This window comes from Ferribacterium limneticum (assembly GCF_020510565.1).
Lineage (GTDB): Bacteria > Pseudomonadota > Gammaproteobacteria > Burkholderiales > Rhodocyclaceae > Azonexus > Azonexus limneticus_B.
Map to the genome: position 1 here is coordinate 1926357 of NZ_CP075189.1, position 20564 is coordinate 1946920.

Annotated in this window: 16 protein-coding genes and 1 tRNA gene; 10 read left to right on the plus strand and 7 right to left on the minus strand. The window is 61.4% G+C overall.

The genetic code is table 11. The features are described from left to right. The first annotated feature begins 10 nt into the window (after positions 1-10). The 3 genes from KI610_RS09310 to KI610_RS09320 all read left to right on the plus strand — a co-directional run bounded on the left by KI610_RS09310 (position 11) and on the right by KI610_RS09320 (position 4532). Positions 11-1669: a long-chain-fatty-acid--CoA ligase gene (locus KI610_RS09310; RefSeq protein ID WP_226498366.1), complete on the plus strand. Its 1659-nt coding sequence runs from the start codon at positions 11-13 to the stop codon at positions 1667-1669. Continuing rightward, positions 1669-2616 carry an NAD(P)H-dependent flavin oxidoreductase gene (locus KI610_RS09315; RefSeq protein ID WP_226498367.1) on the plus strand — a complete coding sequence of 316 codons (948 nt, stop codon included), beginning with the start codon at positions 1669-1671 and terminating at the stop codon, positions 2614-2616. Before KI610_RS09310 ends, KI610_RS09315 begins: the two co-directional genes overlap by 1 nt. 122 nt (positions 2617-2738) lie before the next feature. Then, positions 2739-4532 (plus strand): acyl-CoA dehydrogenase C-terminal domain-containing protein, encoded by a 1794-nt coding sequence (locus KI610_RS09320; RefSeq protein WP_226498368.1) that lies wholly within the window; start codon positions 2739-2741, stop codon positions 4530-4532. A 75-nt stretch (positions 4533-4607) separates the two neighbouring features. Here the strand turns inward: KI610_RS09320 and KI610_RS09325 are convergent, their stop codons facing one another. From KI610_RS09325 to KI610_RS09340, 4 genes are read right to left on the minus strand one after another with little or no spacing between them, the layout of a single operon-like run. Then, positions 4608-5177 (minus strand): YceI family protein, encoded by a 570-nt coding sequence (locus tag KI610_RS09325; RefSeq protein WP_226498369.1) that lies wholly within the window; start codon positions 5175-5177, stop codon positions 4608-4610. A 27-nt stretch (positions 5178-5204) separates the two neighbouring features. Then, positions 5205-5759, minus strand: coding sequence for a YceI family protein (locus KI610_RS09330; protein WP_226498370.1), 555 nt, complete (start codon positions 5757-5759; stop codon positions 5205-5207). Further along, positions 5756-6259 carry a cytochrome b gene (locus KI610_RS09335; protein ID WP_404827504.1) on the minus strand — a complete coding sequence of 168 codons (504 nt, stop codon included), beginning with the start codon at positions 6257-6259 and terminating at the stop codon, positions 5756-5758. Before KI610_RS09335 ends, KI610_RS09330 begins: the two co-directional genes overlap by 4 nt. A 50-nt stretch (positions 6260-6309) precedes the next feature. Next, positions 6310-7113 (minus strand): DODA-type extradiol aromatic ring-opening family dioxygenase, encoded by an 804-nt coding sequence (locus KI610_RS09340; protein ID WP_226498372.1) that lies wholly within the window; start codon positions 7111-7113, stop codon positions 6310-6312. Positions 7114-7208: 95 nt separating this feature from the next. Between KI610_RS09340 and KI610_RS09345 the strand changes: the two genes are divergently transcribed. The 4 genes from KI610_RS09345 (at position 7209) to KI610_RS09360 (ending at position 9590) form a co-directional block, all read left to right on the plus strand. Further along, positions 7209-8096 carry a LysR family transcriptional regulator gene (locus KI610_RS09345; RefSeq protein WP_226498373.1) on the plus strand — a complete coding sequence of 296 codons (888 nt, stop codon included), beginning with the start codon at positions 7209-7211 and terminating at the stop codon, positions 8094-8096. A 122-nt stretch (positions 8097-8218) separates the two neighbouring features. Continuing rightward, positions 8219-8473, plus strand: coding sequence for a GlsB/YeaQ/YmgE family stress response membrane protein (locus KI610_RS09350; RefSeq protein WP_226498374.1), 255 nt, complete (start codon positions 8219-8221; stop codon positions 8471-8473). Continuing rightward, positions 8470-9144, plus strand: a complete 675-nt coding sequence (locus KI610_RS09355) for an SIMPL domain-containing protein (RefSeq protein WP_226498375.1) — start codon at positions 8470-8472, stop codon at positions 9142-9144. Before KI610_RS09350 ends, KI610_RS09355 begins: the two co-directional genes overlap by 4 nt. A gap of 245 nt (positions 9145-9389) precedes the next feature. Continuing rightward, positions 9390-9590 carry a hypothetical protein gene (locus KI610_RS09360; protein WP_226498376.1) on the plus strand — a complete coding sequence of 67 codons (201 nt, stop codon included), beginning with the start codon at positions 9390-9392 and terminating at the stop codon, positions 9588-9590. 28 nt (positions 9591-9618) lie between these two features. On the opposite strand, the gene KI610_RS09365 is transcribed toward KI610_RS09360, so the two are convergent. The 3 genes from KI610_RS09365 to KI610_RS09375 all read right to left on the minus strand — a co-directional run bounded on the left by KI610_RS09365 (position 9619) and on the right by KI610_RS09375 (position 11512). Then, positions 9619-9693: transfer RNA gene (locus tag KI610_RS09365), tRNA-Thr, on the minus strand. 528 nt (positions 9694-10221) lie between these two features. Then, positions 10222-10515 (minus strand): ArsR/SmtB family transcription factor, encoded by a 294-nt coding sequence (locus KI610_RS09370; protein WP_226498377.1) that lies wholly within the window; start codon positions 10513-10515, stop codon positions 10222-10224. A 1-nt stretch (position 10516) separates the two neighbouring features. Then, on the minus strand, positions 10517-11512 hold the full coding sequence (locus KI610_RS09375; RefSeq protein ID WP_226498378.1) for a sulfate ABC transporter substrate-binding protein: 996 nt from the start codon (positions 11510-11512) through the stop codon (positions 10517-10519). 182 nt (positions 11513-11694) lie between these two features. Here KI610_RS09375 and def point away from each other — a divergent pair, with 182 nt between their 5' ends. The 3 genes from def (at position 11695) to KI610_RS09390 (ending at position 20557) form a co-directional block, all read left to right on the plus strand. Continuing rightward, positions 11695-12216, plus strand: a complete 522-nt coding sequence (gene def / locus KI610_RS09380) for a peptide deformylase (protein WP_226498379.1) — start codon at positions 11695-11697, stop codon at positions 12214-12216. A gap of 249 nt (positions 12217-12465) precedes the next feature. Next, positions 12466-12723, plus strand: coding sequence for a transposase (locus tag KI610_RS09385; protein ID WP_226498380.1), 258 nt, complete (start codon positions 12466-12468; stop codon positions 12721-12723). Positions 12724-13018: 295 nt separating this feature from the next. Continuing rightward, the gene (locus tag KI610_RS09390; protein ID WP_226498381.1) at positions 13019-20557 is read left to right on the plus strand and encodes a type I polyketide synthase; all 7539 of its coding nucleotides are present in this window, start codon (positions 13019-13021) and stop codon (positions 20555-20557) included. Positions 20558-20564: the final 7 nt, after the last annotated feature.

Here is a 20564-nt window from a genome sequence, read left to right on the forward strand (position 1 = left end):
GGAGACAATCATGGAAAAAATCTGGCTACAAAGCTATCCGAATGGCGTGCCGGCTAACATCGACATCGACCACATCCCGTCGCTCGTCGCGCTGTTTGAAAAGGCCTGCACGACCTTCGCCGACAAGGTCGCCTACATCAGCATGGACAAGGCGATGACCTATCGCCAGCTCGACGAAGAGAGCAAGGCCTTTGCCGGCTGGCTGCAGGCCAAAGGCCTGAAGAAGGGCGACCGCGTCGCGCTGATGATGCCCAACCTGCTGCAATACCCCGTGGCGCTCTTCGGCACCCTGCGCGCCGGTTGCGTCGTGGTCAATTGCAACCCGCTCTACACGCCGCGCGAGCTCGAACACCAGCTCAAGGATTCCGGGGCGATAGCCATCGTCATCGTCGAGAACTTTGCCCACACCCTCGATCAGGTTGTCGCCCACACGGCGATCAAGCACGTCATCGTCACACCAATGGGCGAAATGCTCGGCCTCAAGGGCATCATCGTCAATTTCGTCGTGCGTCATGTGAAAAAGCTGGTGCCGGCCTGGAATCTGCCCGGTTCCATCGGTTTCAACAGTGCGCTGGCGACGGGCCGCAGCCACGGCTGGCAGCCCGTGCCGCTGAACCAGGACGACATCGCCTTCCTGCAATACACGGGTGGCACAACGGGGGTTTCGAAAGGTGCGATGCTGACCCACGCCAACATCGCCTCCAACGTGACCCAGGCCTACAGCTGGATCAAGCCGGTAGTGCGTGAGGGCGAGGAATTCATCATCACCGCGCTGCCGCTCTATCACATCTTCGCCCTGACGGCGAACTGCCTGACCTTCCTGATGATCGGTGCGCGCAACCTGCTCATCGCCAATCCGCGCGACATCCCGGGCTTCGTCAAGGAATGGGGAAAGTACCCGGTGACGGTGGTGACTGGCGTCAACACGCTGTTCAACGCCCTGCTCAATAACGACGATTTCGCCAAGCTGGATTTCTCGACCATGCGCGTTACCCTGGGTGGTGGCATGGCGGTACAGGGACCGGTCGCCGAAAAGTGGAAGAAAGTGGTCGGTACCCCGTTGCTGCAAGCCTACGGCCTGACTGAAACCTCGCCGGCGGCGACGATCAATCCACTCGACATGGGTGATTTCAACGGTTCCATCGGCCTGCCGATTTCCTCTACCGAGGTATCGATTCGCGACGACTACGGCAACGAGGTGCCGCAAGGCCAGATCGGCGAAATCTGCATCCGCGGTCCGCAGGTCATGAAAGGCTACTGGCAGCGGCAGGATGAGACGGATTTCGCCTTTTATCCGGACCGTTTTCTGCGCACCGGCGACATGGGCTACGTCGACAAAAAAGGTTTCGTTTTCCTGGTCGACCGCAAGAAGGACATGATCCTCGTCTCCGGTTTCAACGTTTATCCGAACGAAGTCGAGGAAGTCGTTGCCATGCACCCCGGCGTGCGCGATGTGGCGGCCATCGGCGTGGTCGACGAGAACTCCGGCGAAGCGGTCAAGATCTTCGTCGTCCGCAAGGATCCGGCCGTCACCGAGCGCATGCTGATCGAGCACTGCCGCGGCCTGCTCACCGGCTACAAAATTCCGAAACATGTCGAATTTCGTGACGACCTGCCGCGTACCAATGTCGGCAAGATCCTGCGTCGCGCACTGAAAGAGGGTGCTTGATGCCGATCCCGGAATCACTGAACAAGAACCTCGCGTTGCCCGTCATCTGCGCGCCGATGTTCATCGTCTCCAACCCCGATCTCGTCATCGCCCAGTGCAAGAGCGGCCTGATCGGCTCCTTCCCGGCCCTCAATGCCCGGCCGATGGAGTTGCTCGACGAATGGCTGACCCGCATCAAGGCTGAACTGGCGGCCGATCCGAGTGCCGCGCCGTTCGCCGTCAACCAGATCATTCACCCCTCGAACGAGCGCCTGGAACACGACATGGCGCTGTGCATCAAGCACGAGGTGCCGCTCATCATCACCAGCCTGTCGGCGCCGACGCAGATCGTGCCGCCCGTGCATGCCTACGGCGGCAAGGTCTTCCACGACGTGATCAGCGTCCGCCATGCGGAAAAGGCGCTGGAGGCCGGCGTCGATGGCTTGATCCTGGTTTGCGCCGGGGCCGGCGGCCATGCCGGCACGCTGAGCCCGTTTGCGCTGGTCGGCGAAATTCGCAAGTTCTACGATGGCCCGATCGCCCTCTCAGGTTCGATTACCAACGGCAGCGCGATTCTCGCTGCACAGGCCATGGGCGCCGATTTTGCCTACATCGGCACACGCTTCATCGCCACCGACGAAGCGCATGCCGCCGAAGCCTACAAGCAGGCCATCGTCGATTCGGATGCCAAGGATGTGGTCTACACGCCTTACTTCACCGGCGTGCATGGCAACTACCTGAGCAAGAGCATCGTAGCCGCCGGCCTCGATCCGGCCAACCTGCCAGTCAAGGACAAGACGGCGATGAGCTTCGGCGGCTCCACCGCGGCCAAGGCGTGGAAAGACATCTGGGGCGCCGGCCAGGGCGTCGGTACCATCGCCGACGTACTGCCGACGGCCGAACTGATCGCCCGCCTCAAGCAGGAATACCGCGCCGCGAAGACGGCCTTGTGCAGCAGTCAGTTTTAGCAACCCATCCCCACCCCAGCCCTCCCCTTGAAGGGGAGGGTGTAAATACTCTCCCCCCTTCAAGGGGGGAGCAGGAGGGGGGATGGGGCAATCGTTAATCTGCAACAAAGGAGACCAACAAAATGAGCGACTACCGCGCCCCCGTAAAAGACATGCGTTTCGTCATGGACGAACTGGCCGGCTTCAGGGAACTGAGCCAGATCGCCGGCTACGAAGACGCCACCCCCGACCTCGCCGACGCCATTCTCGACGAAGCCGCCAAGTTCACCGGCGAAGTCCTCGCCCCGCTCAACCGCATCGGCGACCAGCAGGGATGCAAGCTCACGCCCGATGGCGTGACCACGCCACCCGGCTGGAAGGAAGCCTACAAGGCCTTCTGCGAAGCCGGCTGGAACGGAATTTCATCGCCGGCCGATTTCGGCGGCCAGGGGCTGCCGGATACACTCGGCGTTGCGGTCAAGGAAATGGTCTGCTCAGCCAACCTGTCGTTCTCGCTCGGCCCCTTGCTCACCACCGGCGCCGTCGAAGCGCTGCTGACCTGCGCCAGCGACGAGCTCAAGGCCATCTACCTCGAAAAGATGATCACCGGCGAATGGACCGGCACGATGAACCTGACCGAGCCGCAAGCCGGCTCTGATCTGGCGCTGATCCGCAGCCGCGCCGAGCCGCAGCCCGACGGCAGTTACCGGGTTTTCGGCCAGAAGATATTCATCACCTACGGCGACCACGACATGACGGACAACATCGTCCATCTCGTGCTCGCACGCCTGCCCGACGCACCGGCTGGGGTGAAGGGCATCTCGATGTTCCTCGTGCCCAAGTTCCTCGTGAACGCCGACGGTTCGCTTGGCGCCCGTAATGACGCCCATTGTGTCTCCATCGAACACAAGCTAGGCATCCACGCCAGCCCAACCTGCGTCATGGCCTACGGCGACAATGGCGGTGCCGTCGGCTACCTGCTCGGCCAAGCCAATCGCGGACTCGAATACATGTTCATCATGATGAACGAAGCCCGCCTCGGCGTCGGCCTTCAAGGCATTGCGCTGGGCGAGCGCGCCTACCAGCAGGCCCTGGCTTTCGCCCGCGAACGCAAGCAGGGGCGGGATGCGCTGACCGGCGAGGCCTTGGTTACGCTCGACAAGCATCCGGATATCCGCCGCATGCTGATGCTCATGAAGTGCCGCGTCGAAGCCAACCGCGCCATGACTTACTACACCTCCGGCCTGCTCGACCGCGCCCATGCGGCTGGGCACACCGAAGAAGGCAAGCGCCAACTGTGGCTCGCCGAATTCATGATCCCCATCGTCAAGGGCGGCGGTACCGAAATGGGTATCGACGTCACCTCACTCGGCATCCAGATCTACGGCGGCATGGGCTTCATCGAAGAAACCGGCGCCGCCCAGCACTGGCGCGACTCGCGCATCACGACGATCTACGAAGGCACCACCGGCATCCAGGCCAACGACCTGCTGTTCCGCAAACTGATGCGCGATCAGGGCGCCACGGCCAAGGTCGTCTTCGGCGAGGTCTACGCCACCGCCAAAGCCCTCGGTGCCTCCGGCAAGCCGGAACTGCAAGCAATCGGCCAGCGCCTCGGTGTGGCGCTGAAGGCCTGGACGGAAGCCACCGAATGGTTGGCCGCCAACGCCAAAACTGGCCTTTCAGGCGTGTTGACCGCAGCAGTCCCCTACCTGCATTTGGCCGTCACCGTGTGCGGCGGCTGGTTCATGGGCAAGGCAGCGCTCGCCGCAGCTGGCTATCTCGACAAGAACGAAGGCGATCTGGCCTTCTATCGCGCCAAGATCGCTACGGCGCGGTTCTACGCTGACCAGATGTTGCCGCAGGCCACGGCCTACGGCGAAACGGTCAGGGCTGGCGATGCGGCGCTGGCCGGTGTGGGTGACGAGGTTTTCTAGTCGTTCGTTTCCTGCAGTTCAAACGCAAAAAAGCCGCCTGATCCGAGGCGGCTTTTTTACGGCTTGCTGACGGGATTACTGCTTGATGGCTTCGATGGCGATGTCGATGGTCACGTCGTCGCCGACGTAGGGCGCGTACTTGCCCATGTTGAAATCGGTGCGTTTGACGGTGACGGTGGCGTTGCCGCCGATGGCGTCTTTCTTGACCATCGGGTGCGGCATGGCCTGGTAGCCGGTTACCTTGAGGACGACCGGCTTGGTGATGCCCTTGAGGGTCAGCTTGCCTTCGATGCTGGCCGGCTTGTCGCCTTCGAAGACGACCTTGGTCGACTTGAAAGTGGCGGTCGGGTGCTTGGCGGTGTCGAGGAAATCCTCGCCCTGGATGTGCTCGTTGAAAGTCGCCGAGCCGGTGCTGACCGACTTGGTATCGATGACGATGTCGACGACTGCGGTCTTGGCGGCCTTGTCGAGGACGATGGTGCCGGTGGTCTTGTCGAAGCGGCTCATCTGGACCGTGTAGCCGAAGTGGCTGTACGAGAAGCGCGGGAAGCTGTGCGTGCCGTCCAGCGTAAAGGTTTCCGGGGCGGCGAGGGCCGGGGTGGCGGCGGCGATGGTGAGAGCGAGGATGGCGAGTTGTTTCTTCATGGTGATTCTCCTGTGGTGGGTTGGGGGTTATTTCGCTGCAGCGGTGATGCGGAACTTGATCTGGACGTCGTTGGCGACGATGTCGAACTTGGCCCAGGCGCCTTCGCCGATGGAAAAATCGGCGCGGCGGATGGTGAAGGCGCCATCGAAGACGCCGCTGTTGCCTTGTGCCGTGAAGGTGGCGGGGACGACGACATCCTGCGTCTTGCCCTTGATGGTCAGTTGCCCGGCAACCTCATATTTGTTGCCGCCGAGCGCCTTGACGTTGCCGGAAACGAATTTGGCCGTCGGGAAGGCTTTGGTGTTGAACCATGGCTTGCCGGCGACTTCCTCGTCGCCTTCCGCGGCACCGGTGTCGACGCTGGCCAGGTCGACATCGAAGCTGGCCTTGGCGGCGGTCGGTTTGGCCGGGTCGAAATTGAGCTGGCTGGAAAACTTCCGGAATTTCCCGTCGACCGTAACGCCCATCTGTTTGTAGACGAAGTTGATGGCGCTTTTGTCGGCTTGCACCTGGGTGTATTCGACGGCGTTGGCAGCCGGAATCAAGGTTGCGAAGGCAAGGGCGAAGGCGAGGCGTTTCATGTTCTGTTCTCCTTGGAATGGCGGGGCAGGATGCGGGTCAGGATGTCGTCCTTGTCGATCAAGTGATGTTTCAACGCAGCGCCGATGTGGCCGGCGAGGACGACGACGAAGAGCAGGTTGAGGCTCATATGGACGGTTTGCAGCAGGTCGCCGAGCTCCTTGTTTTTCTCAAGCAGGTCGGGGATGGGCAGGACGCCGAAATAAACGGTCTGGAAACCCTTGGCCGAACTCATCAGCCAGCCGGACAGCGGGATGGCCAGCATCAGCCCGTAGAGCGCCAGGTGGCCGGCGTGGGCGGCGAACTGCATGATCTTCGGCATGCTGTCCGGCAGGGCTGGTGGGCGATGCGTGACGCGCCAGAGCAGGCGGAAGCCGACGAGCAGGAAGGCAGTGACGCCAGCCCACTTGTGCCAGGAATAGAGCTTCAGCTTGTCCGGCGACAGCGGCAGGTCGTGCATGTAAAAACCGAGTGCCAGCAGGCCGAAGATCAGGATGGCCATGAGCCAGTGCAGAGCCTTGGCGGTGCTTGTGTAGTGTTGGGTTGCCACGGTCAACCTCCTTTTTTCGGCAAAAATGAATAAGCATCCATGGCGATGACGTAATCGTCGATGCCGGCATGGAAGCGCGTGGCCTCGGCGTTTTCACCACCGGCACCGAGTGCGACATACAAGGGCAACAAATGTTCATCGCTCGGGTGGGCTTGCGCACCGCCGGGGGCTTGCCGCCGGTAGTCGAGCAAGGCGTCGATGTCGTGAGCGTACAGATTGTCGGCCAGCCAGTTGGTGAACTGGCGCACATAGGCTGGCGTCTGTCCGCCGCTGCGGGCGGCTATCTGGTAGTCGCGCAGATTGTGGGTGAGGTTGCCCGAGGCGATGACGAGAAAGCCCCTGGCCGTAAGCGGTGCCAGCGCCTGGCCCAGCTTGTAGGCTTGGGCCGGGCCGCCGCGGCTCTGGATGGAGAGCGGAATGACCGGCACTTCGGCGTCGGGGAACATCAGGCGCAGCGGCACCCAGGCGCCGTGGTCTAGGCCGCGGCCGGCATCGCTGGCGACCGGCAGGCCGGCCGCCTTCAGCGCAGCGACGACCTCTTCGGAAGCCTCGCGGCAACCGGTAGCCGGGTAGCGGATTTCGTACAGTTCATCCGGGAAACCCCAGAAGTCGTGGATGGTTTCCGGACGTTCGGCGAAACCGACGGTCGGCACGGCCGTATCCCAGTGGGCGCTGACGATGACGATGGCGCGCGGCAGGGCCAGCGATCCGGCCATGGCCGACAAGGCGGCGCCGGCCGCACCCGGGCGCAGCGCGAAAGTCGGCGCGCCGTGCGGAACAAAAAGGGTGGGTTGAATCTGTGTCATCGCGGCAACTCCTCTGTCGATGGATGCACTGTAGGCCTGTTATTTGGATCGAAATAGCCGACAATGTGCAAATTACTATTGCTGGAGTTGCAACAATGGATCGCCTCGATGCCATGCATCTCTTCGTTCGAGTCGCCGAACTCGGCAGCTTTTCGGCCGTGGCGCAGCAACTGGGTGTCGCTCGCTCGGTGGTGACGCGACAGATCGCCGCGCTCGAGGCGCATCTCGGCGTCAAGCTCATGGCGCGCAGCACGCGCCGGCTGGCGTTGACCTCGGGCGGCACGGCCTATCTGGAGAAATGCCGGGTCATCCTAAACCTCGTCGAGGCGGCCGAAACCGGCGTCGCCGAGGAGCGCCTGACGCCGCGCGGCAATATCCGCATTAGCCTGCCGCTCAGTTACGGCATGAAACGGCTGGCGCCCATCCTGCTCGATTTCTCGCAACGCTATCCGGAAGTCTCGCTCGACATGGATTACAGCGACCGGCGCGTGAACCTGATCGAGGAGGGCATCGACCTGTCGATCCGCATCACCCGCCGGCTCGAATCCGGCGACGTAGCGCGCAAGATCGGTTCAAGCCGCATGTTGGTCGTCGCCGCGCCCGAGTATCTCCATCGCCACGGTAGACCGGAAAAACCGGCCGATTTGATAAACCACGTTTGCCTCGGCTACACCAACGCCGGCAGCAGCCAGCTCTGGCAATTCATGGTCGACGGGCAACTCGAAAGCTTCCATGTCCGCAGCCGCCTCAACGCCAACAACGGTGAGGTGCTGACCGAAGCCACGGCGCAGGGGCTGGGCATCAGCTGCCAGCCGGACTTCATCGCCGACAGCTATCTGGCCAGCGGCCGGGTCGAGGAAATCCTTGCCGCCTTCCCGATGCCCGAACTCGGCATCTACGCCATGCTCCCCAGTAATCGCCATGTCCCCCACCGGGTCAGGGTCTTGATGGATACGCTGGCCGAGCGCCAGGTCTTGCCATAAACGATCACGGCACAATTCTTTACCGATCCGTGCCAACCGTCATTATCGTCACGCGTTAATATTCGAATGGCAATCCGTCATTGCCGTCTGGCATCTTGAGTGAACTGAAAGGATTTCGAAAAATGGGAATCGTGTGGACCATCCTGGTCGGCCTCGTCGTCGGCGTCATCGCCAAGTTTCTGCACCCCGGCAAGGACAACATGGGCTTTATCGCCACCATCCTGCTCGGCATCGGCGGCTCTTTCCTGGCCGGTGTGCTCGGGCAGGCCATGGGCTGGTATCGGGCCGGCGAAGGCGCCGGTTTTGTCGCCTCTGTCGTTGTCGCCATCGTCCTGCTGGTCATTTACGGCCGCTTGCGCGACGGCAACCCGAAATGAACCGGCGCCTGGCAACCCTGCTCGCCGGCGTTTTTCTCGCCGCCACGGCCCGCGCCGGCACCCTCGTCGATCTCGCCGCCGAGGCCAGCCGCCCAGCCGCCAACGACATGGTGCGCGCCAGCGTCTACAGCGAAGCGAGCGGCAAGAGCCCGGCCGAACTGGCACAACGCGTCAATGCCGACATCGCCGAAGCGCTCAAGCTCATTCGCACCAAGTCCGGTATCTCGGTCAAGAGCGGCCAGCAGTCCACCTATCCCGTTTACAGCCAGGGCCAGAAAATCGATGGCTGGCGCATGCGCAGCGAACTGGTGCTCGAATCCAAGGATCAAGGCAGCGTTTCCGAACTGCTCGGCAAGCTGCAGCAAATGCGCCTGGCCGTCGGCGACGTCAGCCTGCAGCCCTCACCGGAAACCCGGCGCAAGGTCGAGGACGAAGCGACGCGCGAGGCCATTCAGGCCTTCCAGAGTCGTGCCGCAGTCATTGCCGGGCAACTTGGCAAGAACTGGAAGATCAAGCAGCTCAGCGTCCAGCAGGGGGGTGGCAGGCCAATGCCCATGATGCGCGCCGCCCGCGGTGTGATGATGGCGGCAGAAGCAGCACCTGCGCCGCTGGAGGCTGGCGAGAGCCTGGTGACGACCAACGTCAGCGGGCAGATCGAACTGGCCGACTGAATGTAGTCACACTGAACTTGAGGGGCAGCCCCCTTTCGGGCTGTTGCTACGGTCAACCGGAAATTTCGCCCGAATTTGAAATGTCATGCCGTGGCCGGCCGGATCGGCCAAAAGCCCCTGTCGCGTAAGGGTTTTGCGCGCGAAGGCAATAAATTTTTCTGGCTGGTAATGCACTGTGAATTTGTTCACAGACGCTGCAGGGCGCGCAAGGCAGAATGAATCCATCGACTCAGAAAGGCAGGAAAATGTCCCTCTCCAGCATCAAGGCAACTCCATCACAAACTGGCAGCAAAGTTGCCAGCAAGGGGAGTGCGCAGGCTGGCGAGATCGACCTGTCGGTATTCAATTTGCGCGATACCTTGAGCAACATCACGGTTCGCGAAGCAAACTTCAGCGAGTTTCTCTCAGCGCTCAAGCAGTTTGGCTCACCCACTACAAAGCAGTAAGTTCGCCGGGCGGCGAGGGCAAGCGGGGTGGTGCCCATGGGCAGGATCGAACTGCCGACCTCTCCCTTACCAAGGGAGTGCTCTACCACTGAGCCACATGGGCAACCTGGTGCTCTGACGGGGGCAAAGTAACCGCTGCACAGGCCGTGGTTACCTGGTTTCTTTCTGGTTCGATCTTGTTGATGCCGCCAGAAATACCGTCAATTGCTATGCGCTTGGGGCTCTGAATAAATCCAGAATTCCGATAACGCGACTGGTGATCACGTTCAAGCGGGGCGCATTGTAACAGCGTAGCGGCCGCTGTGTTGGGCAAATTTAATGTTTGGCGCTTTACCCGGCGCAGCCGTATGCGTGCCGGGATAGGCTATGCACTCGATATCGTGAAAGGCAGCGGGGTAGACAATCTCTGTTGCGTAGGGCGAAATGGCGTGATGCGACGCGAGGCCTGACCTCGATTTCCGGTGTGCGCCGGAAAGTCTTGAGTCATGCGGGTTCCCGGCGGTCGGGGTGGGGGGGGGCGGGCTTATCCCCATTTCCTGTGGATAAGCTTGGGGGCAGGTACGGGGTTGATGTCCTAAGGCGCTGTTGCAGATACCTTTTACATCGTTTGCCTAACAAACAGGCAATGGCCTCAGTTGCAGTAGATTTCCTGCAACATGCCGATGATCACACTCAGCCGCTGGTCGGCGATGGCGTAGTAAACGCGGTTGGCGTCCTTGCGCGATTTGAGCAGGTGCTGGTTGTGGAGTTGGGTGAGGTGCTGCGAGATGTTGGGCTGCGTCGTACCCATTTCGCTGCAGATGTCTCCGACAGTCCGTTCGCCTTGCGCCAGCAGGCAGACGATGGCCAGCCTGAGCGGATGAGCGACCGCCTTGAAGCAGTGGGCGGTTAGCTCTATTTCCTTTTCGCTCCAGTTGTTGGCCATGTTATTTTTTCAAATAGATCTGATCGAAGGTGCCGCCATCGGCGAAGTGAGTTTTCTGCGCTTTCTGCCAGCCGCCGAAGCTGTCATCGATAGTCACCAGCTTCATCTTCGGGAAGCTCGCCGCGTACTTGGCGGCGACCTTGGCATTGCTCGGGCGGTAGTAGTGCCGGGCGGCGATATTCTGGCCTTCCTCCGAATACAGGTAATCCAGATAAGCCTGCGCCGTCAGCCGAGTGCCACGCTTCTCGACCACCTTGTCGACCACGGCCACTGGCGGCTCGGCAAGGATGGACAGGCTGGGGGCGACGATCTCGAACTTGTCCTTGCCCAGTTCATTGACGGCCAGGATGGCTTCGTTTTCCCAGGCGATCAGCACGTCGCCGATGCCGCGTTCAACAAAGGTGGTGGTCGAACCGCGCGCCCCGGAGTCGAGCACCGGCACGTTCTTGAAAATGGCCGTGACCAGTTCCTTGGCCTTCTGCTCATTGCCGCCCGGCTGCTTGAGTGCCCAGGCCCAGGCCGCCAGATAGTTCCAGCGGGCGCCGCCGGAAGTCTTCGGATTCGGCGTGATGACAGCGATACCCGGCTTGGCCAGATCGCCCCAATCCTTGATCGCCTTCGGGTTGCCCTTGCGGACGAGGAAAACGATGGTCGAGGTGTAGGGCGAGGAATTGTTCGGGAAACGCTTCTGCCAGTCGGCCGGAATCAGCTTGCGTTCGGCCAGGGCATCGATGTCGTAACCGAGGGCCAGCGTCACGACATCGGCTTCGAGGCCATCAGCCACCGAGCGGGCCTGCTTGCCGGAACCGCCGTGCGACTGGCGGACCTGCACGGACTGACCGGTCTTTTCCTGCCAGTGCTTGTTGAAGGCGGCGTTGAAGTCCTTGTACAGCTCGCGTGTCGGGTCATAGGAGACGTTGAGCAGGGTGGTCTGGCCAAAAGCGCTGCCCAGGCCGATTGCTACGGTCAACCCGAAAAACAGGCCAAATTTGAACATGGGGAAACTCCGCAAGAGAAGATCAATGTGGCTAGTTTAGGGAGTTGCCTAACAATCAAAAAGAATGAATTCTTAAATGCTTATTATATTTTGATCTATGCAGTTGCCGGCATAAGCGGCGTTTGTCGGTGCCGGCAAACTGTGGTGTCATTGGCTGAAGCGACTTTCAGGAACAAATCACGATGGCTGTCAGACAAATACTGCGCATGGGCGAACCGCTGTTGTTCAAGGTAGCTGAACCCGTCAGCGAATTCGGGACGGACGAACTCAAGCACCTGATAGCCGACATGTTCGACACCATGGCTGCCGCCGGCGGCGTCGGCCTCGCCGCCCCGCAGATCGGCGTTGGCCTGCAACTGGTGATTTTCGGCTTCGACAAGAGCGAGCGCTACCCGGAGGTCGGCTCGGTGCCGCAGACCATCCTGATCAACCCGGTCATCACGCCGCTCGGAGACGATGAGGTGCTGGGCTGGGAGGGTTGCCTGTCCGTCCCAGGTCTGCGTGGCGAGGTGCCGCGTTACTCGCGCATCCGCTACCAGGGCTTTGACCCGGACGGGAATCCGGTCGACCGCACGGTCGACGGCTTCCATGCCCGGGTCGTCCAGCACGAGTGCGATCACCTGATCGGCCGGCTGTTTCCGTCACGAATGCGCGATTTCGCACGTTTCGGTTTTACCGACGTGCTCTTCCCGGAACTTGTTTAGTCGGGTCGAGGCTTTGCTGGCTCAGGTTTCCAGCGGACGATAGCTCCAGCGCGGGATGATGGGCAGGGCGAGCGTGGAAACGATGGCGCCACGGCTACCGGGGACGAATCCGTCGAATCAGCATTGTGAGCTTGAGATTGAAGAAAATGAGAACGGCGGATACGAACCAACACACGATGTTCAGCTACCGAATTCTGGAAGAACGGATACCGATCAATCATCCGTTGCGTTAATTGCGTGCGCTGGTTGATGGCATTCATCAGTTCGATGAACGGCCTGTTTGTGACGCTGTACTGGCACACCGGCCGTCCGGGGATTTGTCTGTTGCGAGCCAGTTTTATTCAGATACTGTTCTCCATTCGCTCTGAGCGCCAACCAGTGCCGCACATTGAGTTCAACCTGCCGTACGGCTGGCTTGTTGGCCTGTCGACAGATGAAGGTATTTGGGCGGTGACCTGCTTCACGGAGAGCAGGGAGCGGCTTATCACGGAAGACATTGCGACATAGGGCGAAATCCGCCCGCTGTGTGCGAAAAGGCAGGCAGCAGGGCCGAATGAGTCTAAATAACTGGCCGAAATCCAGTTTCGAGGCGCCACACGGGGAATATCCCGGATATTTACTCATCGTCAGCTATGAATCGCCGAACGCATCATTGTGTTTTTGAGTGACCTGTTAAATCGGCATTAGCTTTGATTTTATGGCTTTGGTGGTATTTGTCGCGTGAGGGGGGGGTGATAAAATTCATTATTAAATTTAATTTTTTTTGGTACTTTGCTTTTTTATGTACCATTTTTGATATATTTTGGCAAATAAAGCAAACTCCTTCGAAGTTGAACCTATTGCAATCGTAGGTGTTGCCTTCCGTTTTCCTGGCGATCTGGAAGACGAGAAGGATTTTTGGCGGGCTCTGCTCAATGGCGCGGATCTAGTCACTCAGGTTGATCCGGCGCGTTGGGCTACCGACGAGCTACAGCACCCGAAGCGCAGCGAGGCTGGCCGTAGCGTGACTTTCTCGGCTGGGGTGCTATCCCGTATCGATCAGTTCGACGCCGATTTCTTCGGCATTTCGCCACGTGAAGCGGCATGGCTGGACCCGCAGCAGCGCCTGTTGCTTGAACTGGCCTGGGAGGCGATGGAAAACGGTGGCTTGCCGCCATCGCGTCTGGCTGGTAGCGACTGCGCCGTCTATGTTGGTATATCCGGCCTGGACTATGGCATTCGTGGGCTCGACGACCTGTCCAGTATGTCTGCCCACACAATGACCGGCAACACGCTGAGTATTGCCGCCAATCGCCTGTCCTATGTGTTCGACCTGCACGGCCCGTCGATGGCCATCGACACCGCCTGCTCGTCATCGTTGGTCGCGCTGCACCAGGCATGCAACGCCTTGCGTACCGGCGATGCGTCGATGGCCATGGTCGGCGGCGTAAACATGCTGACCCACCCGTACCCCTTCATCGGCTTTTCCAAGGCCTCTATGCTGTCGGCGGGGGGGCGCTGCCGCACTTTCGATGCTGCGGGCGATGGTTATGTTCGGGCCGAGGGGGGGGCGGTCATGTTGCTCAAGCCGCTGGCCAAGGCGCAGGCCGATGGTGACCGCATCCATGCGGTGATCCTCGCTTCCGGAGCCAATGCCGACGGCGGGCGTAAGACCGGCCTGACCATCCCGAGCGGCGAGGGGCAAATTGAGTTGATGCGTTCGGTGCTGGCCCGCGCCGGTATTGCCGCCGAGGATGTCGATTACCTTGAAGCGCACGGCACCGGCACTGCGATTGGCGATCCGATCGAGACGGCCGCTATCGGCGCTGTTTACGGCCAGGCGCGTCCGGCGTCGCGTCCCTTGCCGATTGGCTCAGTCAAGACCAACCTGGGGCACCTCGAACCGGCTTCCGGCATGGCCGGTCTGGTCAAGGCATTGCTCGTCCTCAAGTACCGGGCAGTGCCGCCGTCGATACATCTCGGTACGCCGAACCCGAAAATCGATTTCGCCAACTGGAACCTGCTGCCGGTTTCCGAGTTCCTGCCGTTGACCGACGGCGCTGAGCGGCCCCGCATCGTTGGCGTCAATTCCTTCGGTTTCGGTGGCGCCAACGCCCATGTGCTTTTGCAGGAATTTCCGGCGTCGACCGTAGCCAACAGCCTTGCTGCCGGTGCCACCCTGCCGCCACTGCTCCTTTCGGCGCGCAGCGAGACGGCCTTGCGCGAACTGGCCGGGCGCTATGCCGAATTGCTGGTGGCGTCGGCGGCTCCCGATTACTACGATCTGGCTTATGCCGCCGCCTATCGCCGCGAACGCCTCGACAAGCGCCTGATCCTTGCCCCTGATTCCCCGGGCGCGCTAAGCGAGCAATTGCAGCGCTTTGCCGCCGGTGATCAGCCGGCCGGCCTGATCGTCGACGAAGCACCGCTTGACGCCGGCAAGCTGGCCTTCATCTACGCCGGCAACGGCGCCCAGTGGGTCGGTATGGGGCAGTTGCTGCTCGCCGAATCAGATGCTTTCCGTAGCGTCATCGAAGACCTTGACCAGCGCATCGCGGGGCAGGCGGGGTTCTCGGTTATTGCCGAATTGCAGGCTGATACCGCTGTATCGCGCATGGCTGACACCACCGTCGCGCAGCCGCTGCTTTTCGTCCTTCAGGTAGCGTTGACCGTAGCGTTGCGCGAGCAGGGCATCGTCCCCGACGCTGTGGCCGGCCACAGCGTCGGCGAAGTCGCCGCCGCCTGGGCAGCTGGCGCACTGACGCTGGATGAAGCGGTGAGCATCATATGTAGCCGCAGTGCCGCTCAGGGCCTGACCCGCGGTGCCGGCCGTATGGCCGCCGTCAGCATGCCGGAAGCTGATATGCGCATCCTGCTTGCCGAAGGGCTATGGCCGGATCTGGAAATCGCCGGCATCAACAGTCCCGGCAACCTGACCCTGTCCGGGCCGCTGGAGCAACTCGAAGCCCTGGCCGCCATCGCCAAGGTGCGCGGTATCGTCTTCCGCCTGCTCGATCTCGACTACGCCTTCCACAGCCGTTGCATGGATCCGGTCGAGGAATCGCTGGCCCTGTCGCTGGCTGGCTTTGCGCCGCACCATCCGCGTACCGCAACCTTCGTGTCCACGGTCACCGGCGAGGTTTTTGACGGCTCGCTCGATGCCGGCTACTGGTGGGATAACGTCCGCCAGCCGGTGCTGTTCGCGCCGGCGATCGACCGGCTGATCGGACTCGGTTGCCGGACCTTTGTCGAAATCTCGCCGCACGCCATCCTCCAGCGGTACCTGAAGGAATGTCTGGTGGCTGGCGAGGCCAAGGGCCGAATACTGTCCTCACTGCGCAAAAACGACGACGGTATCGACTGCCTTCAGGAACTGGTGCTACGCCTGCATCTTCTGGCCGTGCGCGATACCTTGAAGGGGTATTTCCCAGCCGTCGGTCGCTTCGTCGACCTGCCGTCCTACCCTTGGCAGCGCGAGCGCCACTGGCTGCCGGCAACCAGTGAAGGCTATCGCCTGATCGAACGTCAGCGCATCCATCCCTTGCTTGGTTGGCCGCTCAAGGATGCCGTCGCGGGCTGGGAGAACATCCTCGATCCGCGGACACAACCGTGGCTGGCCGACCACTGTGTCGGCGGGGCGGTCGTACTGCCCGGCGCTGCCTATATCGAGATGGCGCTGGCTGCCGCCCGTGAATCGTTCGGTGGTGAGACGCAGGAACTCGAAGAGCTCGACATCGTTGCGCCGGTGGTCTTCGACGGGGAACATGGCCGCAGCATCCGTCTCGACTTCAATCCACGCGACGGCGGTTTCCAGATTCGTAGCCGTCAGCGCCTGAGTGACGACGAGTGGGTGCTCAACGCTTCCGGCCGCCTGCTTGGCGCCGTCAGCGGCTATGTCGAGAGCGCCACGTCGCCGGCCGAAACCGGCGAAACGCTCGATCACGAGACCCATTACTGCCTGGCGCATGCGCTCGGTCTCGACTACGGCCCGGTTTTCCAAGGCATGGCCAAAGCCCATGTGGCTGGCGATACGCTCGAAGGTCGCTTCGCCTCGCGCGTCGATCTCGGCCTGGATGCCGAGGCGTGGCTGCTTCACCCTGCCATCGTCGACGTTTGCTTCCAGTCGTTGCTCGATTTTTTCCGCAGCGAAATCGAAGCCGGCGTCGGCCTGCCGTTGCTGCCAGTCAAGATCGGCCGCTTGCGCCTGCTGCGCCAGGCGCCGATTGCCCGCTTTCGCACTCGCATCCTGCGCCGCAGCCTGCGATCGGTTCTCGCCGAATTCGAACTGCTCACGGTCGACGGCGAAACAGTGGCCATTTTGACCGGCTGCCGTTTCCGGGCCGCCTCGCTGCGTCAAGAACGGCAAACCGATCCGGCCTGCTGGGAAATCGTGCCGGTCATCCAGCCCGGGACGCAGGCCAGTAGCCGCAGCGATTTGCCGGCCGTGCGTGTGCTGGCGCAGCAGATCAAGGAATGGTTCATCAACGAGGAAGGCGAACTTAAGCGCATTGCCTATTTCGACGAGGCTCAGCCGTTATTCGACGCTCTGGTCTGTGCCTTCGCCTATGACGCCATGCAGGCGATGCTGGTCGCCCAGCCGGAAACCGCGCAAGGCTGGCTTGACGACGGCGCCACTGCCAACGACGACTATCGCCACTTGCTGCACTGGGTGCGGGATCTGCTGGTCGAGCAGGCCTGGCTTGCCCGAGGCGCAAATGGCTGGCAGCTGGCTGACAGCGACATGCCATCGGCGGCCGAAATCTGGCGGACCCTGCTCGCTGAATATCCTGATGGGATGCCCGAACTGGTCCTGGTCGGGCGCATGGGCAGAGCGCTGATCGCGCTGTTGGCTGGCCAACTCGACCCCGTCAGGATGGCGGCTGATATGCGGCGTAGCCATCAACTGGAAACCCTGTTCGATGACTCGATCAGTTATCGCGGTAACCGTTTCGCCGTAGAGCAACTGCTCGAAGCGCTGGCCAGGCACCTGCCGGCGAACCGCCGCCTGCGCATTCTCGAAATTTCCGCTGGTCTCAGCGAAGTCCCACGGCAACTCAGCCAACGCATCGCCACTACGGCGGTCGACTATGTGCTTGCCCATGGTGATCCTGAAGCCTGTGACCATCTGCGTCACGAGTATCAGGACGATGAGTGGATCACCGTTGCCGAGCTGGAAACATGGCCGCCGATACTCAAGGCCAAGACCAGCCTGCCGGCCCGCTACGATGTCGTGATTTTCCGCCATGCCCTGAACGGGATGGCCGATCCCCGCACCATGCTGGCTTGGGGCCGGGCCAGTCTGGCTAGCGGCGGTCTGCTGGTGCTGGCCGAGCGCTACGCCGACCTAGCGACCGATCTGGTCTGGGGCGGCAAGCAACTGGCGGCGCCGCAGACCTGGCAAGCCGAACTGGCTGCATTGGGTTTCGACGACATCGAAATTTGCCGCGAACCGGCCGGCGAGAGTAGTCAGGTGGGTGCTTACCTGTTGCTAGCCAAATGTGGCGAAGCGGCGCAGGCCGAAAGCTTGCCGGAAGCCGCTCGCTGGCTGCTGCTGGCCGGTGATGCAGTGGCCGCCGGGATCGCCCTGTCCCTGCAGCAGATCATGGTGCCGCGCGGCCAGGTTGCCGTGGGTATCGAATACGGCGCAGAACTGCGCTGCCGGGAATCGGCGGTGGCCTTGCTGGGCCGTCTGCAAAAGGAGTTGGACGGCTCCATCGACCATGTACTGCTCATTGCCGGCGATTATGGGCCGGACGACATGACGCTGCTGGTCGATGCCCTGAACCTCGTTCAGGGCTTGAGCGCCGGGGCGCAGATGCCGAGACTCGGCTTTATTACCCGGGGTGGTGCGCCAGTCGATGGCATCGTCGAGGCCAAATCCTGCAACCCGGCCCATGCCGCATTGTGGGGTTTCGGCCGCGTGGTGATGAACGAATATCCTGGCTTGGCCTGCGAATTGATCGACCTGCCGAAGCCGGGCTCGGCATCGGCTTTGGCTGAACTGCTGGTCGATGAACTGCTTTATCCAGATGGCGAGAGCGAGGTTGTCCTGGACGCTGCCGCTCGCCATGTCCTGCGCATGCAGCGGACCGTGCTCCAGGTTACGGCCGGGCAAGGGCAGGGCGGCAAGCGCTATCGCCTCGATTTCCGCGTGCCGGGGCAACTGCGCAATCTGTTGTGGCTGGAGCAGCCAGAGCGCGAACTGGCGGCGGACGAGATCGAAGTCCGCCCGGTCGCTACCGGTCTGAATTTCCGCGACGTCATGTATGTCATGGGCCTGCTGCCCGATGAGGCGGTCGAACACGGCTTTGCCGGCGCCAGTCTGGGACTGGAGTTTTCTGGCGTGGTCAGCCGTGTCGGCCATCGGGTCGACGAATATGCGCCTGGCGATGCGGTCATGGGCTTCGGTGCGGCCTGTTTTGCCAGCCATGTCGTGACCCGCGCCAACGCGCTCGCGCCGAAGCCGGAAGCCTGGTCCTTCGAGGCGGCTGCGACCGTGCCGACTGTCTTCTTCACCGTCTATTACGCCCTGAAGCAGCTTGCCAACCTGCAACCGGGCGAGCGGATACTGATCCACGGCGCGGCCGGCGGGGTCGGCATAGCCGCCGTTCAACTGGCCCGCCACCTTGGTGCTGAGGTCTTCGCCACGGCCGGCAGCGACGAAAAGCGCGAATTTGTCGCGCTACTTGGCGCCGACCACGTCTTCGATTCGCGTAGCCTGGCCTATGCCGACCAGATACTCACCGCCACCGCAGGCGAAGGCGTCGATGTCGTGCTCAATTCGCTGGCCGGTGAAGCGATACGCCGCAACCTGCAGGTGCTGCGCCCCTTCGGCCGCTTCCTCGAACTCGGCAAGCGCGATTTCTTTGAAAATACGCCGATTGGTCTGCGTCCGTTCAAGGACAATATTAGCTATTTCGGCATTGATGCCGACCAGTTACTGATCGCCCGGCCAGATCTGGCTGGCCGCATATTCCGTGAAGTCATGGCGCTATTCCGTAGCGGTGTGCTGACGCCGTTGCCTGTCCGCGCATTTCGGGCAGAGCAGGTGGTTGATGCCTTCCGCTACATGCAGCAGGCGCGACAGATCGGCAAGGTCGTGGTCAGCTTCGATGGCGCCGTCATCACGCCACGTTCGCAGGTGCCGCAACGGCAGGAAATCCGCTTTGACAGAAAGAGCGCGTATTTGGTCACTGGTGGCATTTCCGGTTTCGGTTTGGAAACAGCCCGATGGCTAGCCAGTAACGGCGCCGGGCAACTTGTCCTGCTCAGTCGTCGCGGCGCCGCCACACCCGGTGTTGAAGAGGCCGTTGCCAGCATTGAGGAACTGGGTGCCAAAGTTACAGTTTTGGCCTGCGACGTTACTGATCGGGAATCTCTTGCCAAGGTGCTTTGCCATGAAGATATGCTGCCGCTCAAGGGCATCTTCCATGCTGCCATGGTCATTGACGACGCGTTGATAAACAACCTTGATGCCGAGCGGGTCTTCCGTGTTCTGGAACCAAAAATCAAGGGAGCCTGGAACCTTCACGAGTTGACCAGTGCAATGCAGCTTGATCATTTCATGCTCTATTCGTCGGTGACGACCTACATTGGCAACCCTGGTCAGGCCAGCTACGTGGCCGGGAATGCTTGGCTTGAAGGTCTTGCCGTGTTGCGTCGCACTCTTGGCATGCCCGTGACCTGCATCGGTTGGGGGCCTATTGGCGACGCCGGTTACCTGACGCGAAATCAGGCGGTCAAAGATAGTTTGGCTAGCCGACTCGGCGCCGAGCCGTTGAGCGCCAAGGGGGCGCTACGCATGCTGGGTCGTGCGCTGGCGGCACCGCAGCCGAATGTGGCGATTGGCGACTTTCAGTTTTCTGCCTTGGCTCGCCTGCTGCCGTCGGCACAAGGACCGCGTTTCACCAGCCTGCGCCATCATGGCGATGATGTGGCTGGCGGGGCTGAAAACCTCGACGATTTTCGTGCATTGATCGAAGGCAAATCGCCGGCAGAAGTGCAAGCTTTGGTAACTCTGCTGGTCACGCAGGAAGTGGCACAGGTTCTCGCTGTCAGTGCTGAACGTATCGATCCGGCACGTTCCCTGCACGACCTTGGCCTTGATTCGCTGATGGGCGTCGAGCTAGCGCTGGGTTTGGAAAAACGCTTTGGCATCCAGGTGCCGGCGATGATGCTTAACGAGGGCCCTACCGTGGAGAGGGTAACTGCCCGTATTATGGAACGTCTGGCTTCTGCCGACGGATCGTTGGAAGATAATAGTGATCTCGCGACAATGGCGTTGGGCATGGCGGTCCAACATGGTGAGTTGGTTTCGCGCGAAGTCGTTGATGCCGCTGTTGCAGAAATTGAAAAAAGGTAGGCGGGCT

Coding starts and splice junctions, on each gene's coding strand:
- KI610_RS09310 (WP_226498366.1), top strand. CDS start 11: ATGGAAAAAATCTGGCTACAAAGCTATCCGAATGGCGTGCCGGCTAAC.
- KI610_RS09315 (WP_226498367.1), top strand. CDS start 1,669: ATGCCGATCCCGGAATCACTGAACAAGAACCTCGCGTTGCCCGTCATC.
- KI610_RS09320 (WP_226498368.1), top strand. CDS start 2,739: ATGAGCGACTACCGCGCCCCCGTAAAAGACATGCGTTTCGTCATGGAC.
- KI610_RS09325 (WP_226498369.1), bottom strand. CDS start 5,177: ATGAAGAAACAACTCGCCATCCTCGCTCTCACCATCGCCGCCGCCACC.
- KI610_RS09330 (WP_226498370.1), bottom strand. CDS start 5,759: ATGAAACGCCTCGCCTTCGCCCTTGCCTTCGCAACCTTGATTCCGGCT.
- KI610_RS09335 (WP_404827504.1), bottom strand. CDS start 6,259: ATGGCCATCCTGATCTTCGGCCTGCTGGCACTCGGTTTTTACATGCAC.
- KI610_RS09340 (WP_226498372.1), bottom strand. CDS start 7,113: ATGACACAGATTCAACCCACCCTTTTTGTTCCGCACGGCGCGCCGACT.
- KI610_RS09345 (WP_226498373.1), top strand. CDS start 7,209: ATGGATCGCCTCGATGCCATGCATCTCTTCGTTCGAGTCGCCGAACTC.
- KI610_RS09350 (WP_226498374.1), top strand. CDS start 8,219: ATGGGAATCGTGTGGACCATCCTGGTCGGCCTCGTCGTCGGCGTCATC.
- KI610_RS09355 (WP_226498375.1), top strand. CDS start 8,470: ATGAACCGGCGCCTGGCAACCCTGCTCGCCGGCGTTTTTCTCGCCGCC.
- KI610_RS09360 (WP_226498376.1), top strand. CDS start 9,390: ATGTCCCTCTCCAGCATCAAGGCAACTCCATCACAAACTGGCAGCAAA.
- KI610_RS09370 (WP_226498377.1), bottom strand. CDS start 10,515: ATGGCCAACAACTGGAGCGAAAAGGAAATAGAGCTAACCGCCCACTGC.
- KI610_RS09375 (WP_226498378.1), bottom strand. CDS start 11,512: ATGTTCAAATTTGGCCTGTTTTTCGGGTTGACCGTAGCAATCGGCCTG.
- def (WP_226498379.1), top strand. CDS start 11,695: ATGGCTGTCAGACAAATACTGCGCATGGGCGAACCGCTGTTGTTCAAG.
- KI610_RS09385 (WP_226498380.1), top strand. CDS start 12,466: ATGGCATTCATCAGTTCGATGAACGGCCTGTTTGTGACGCTGTACTGG.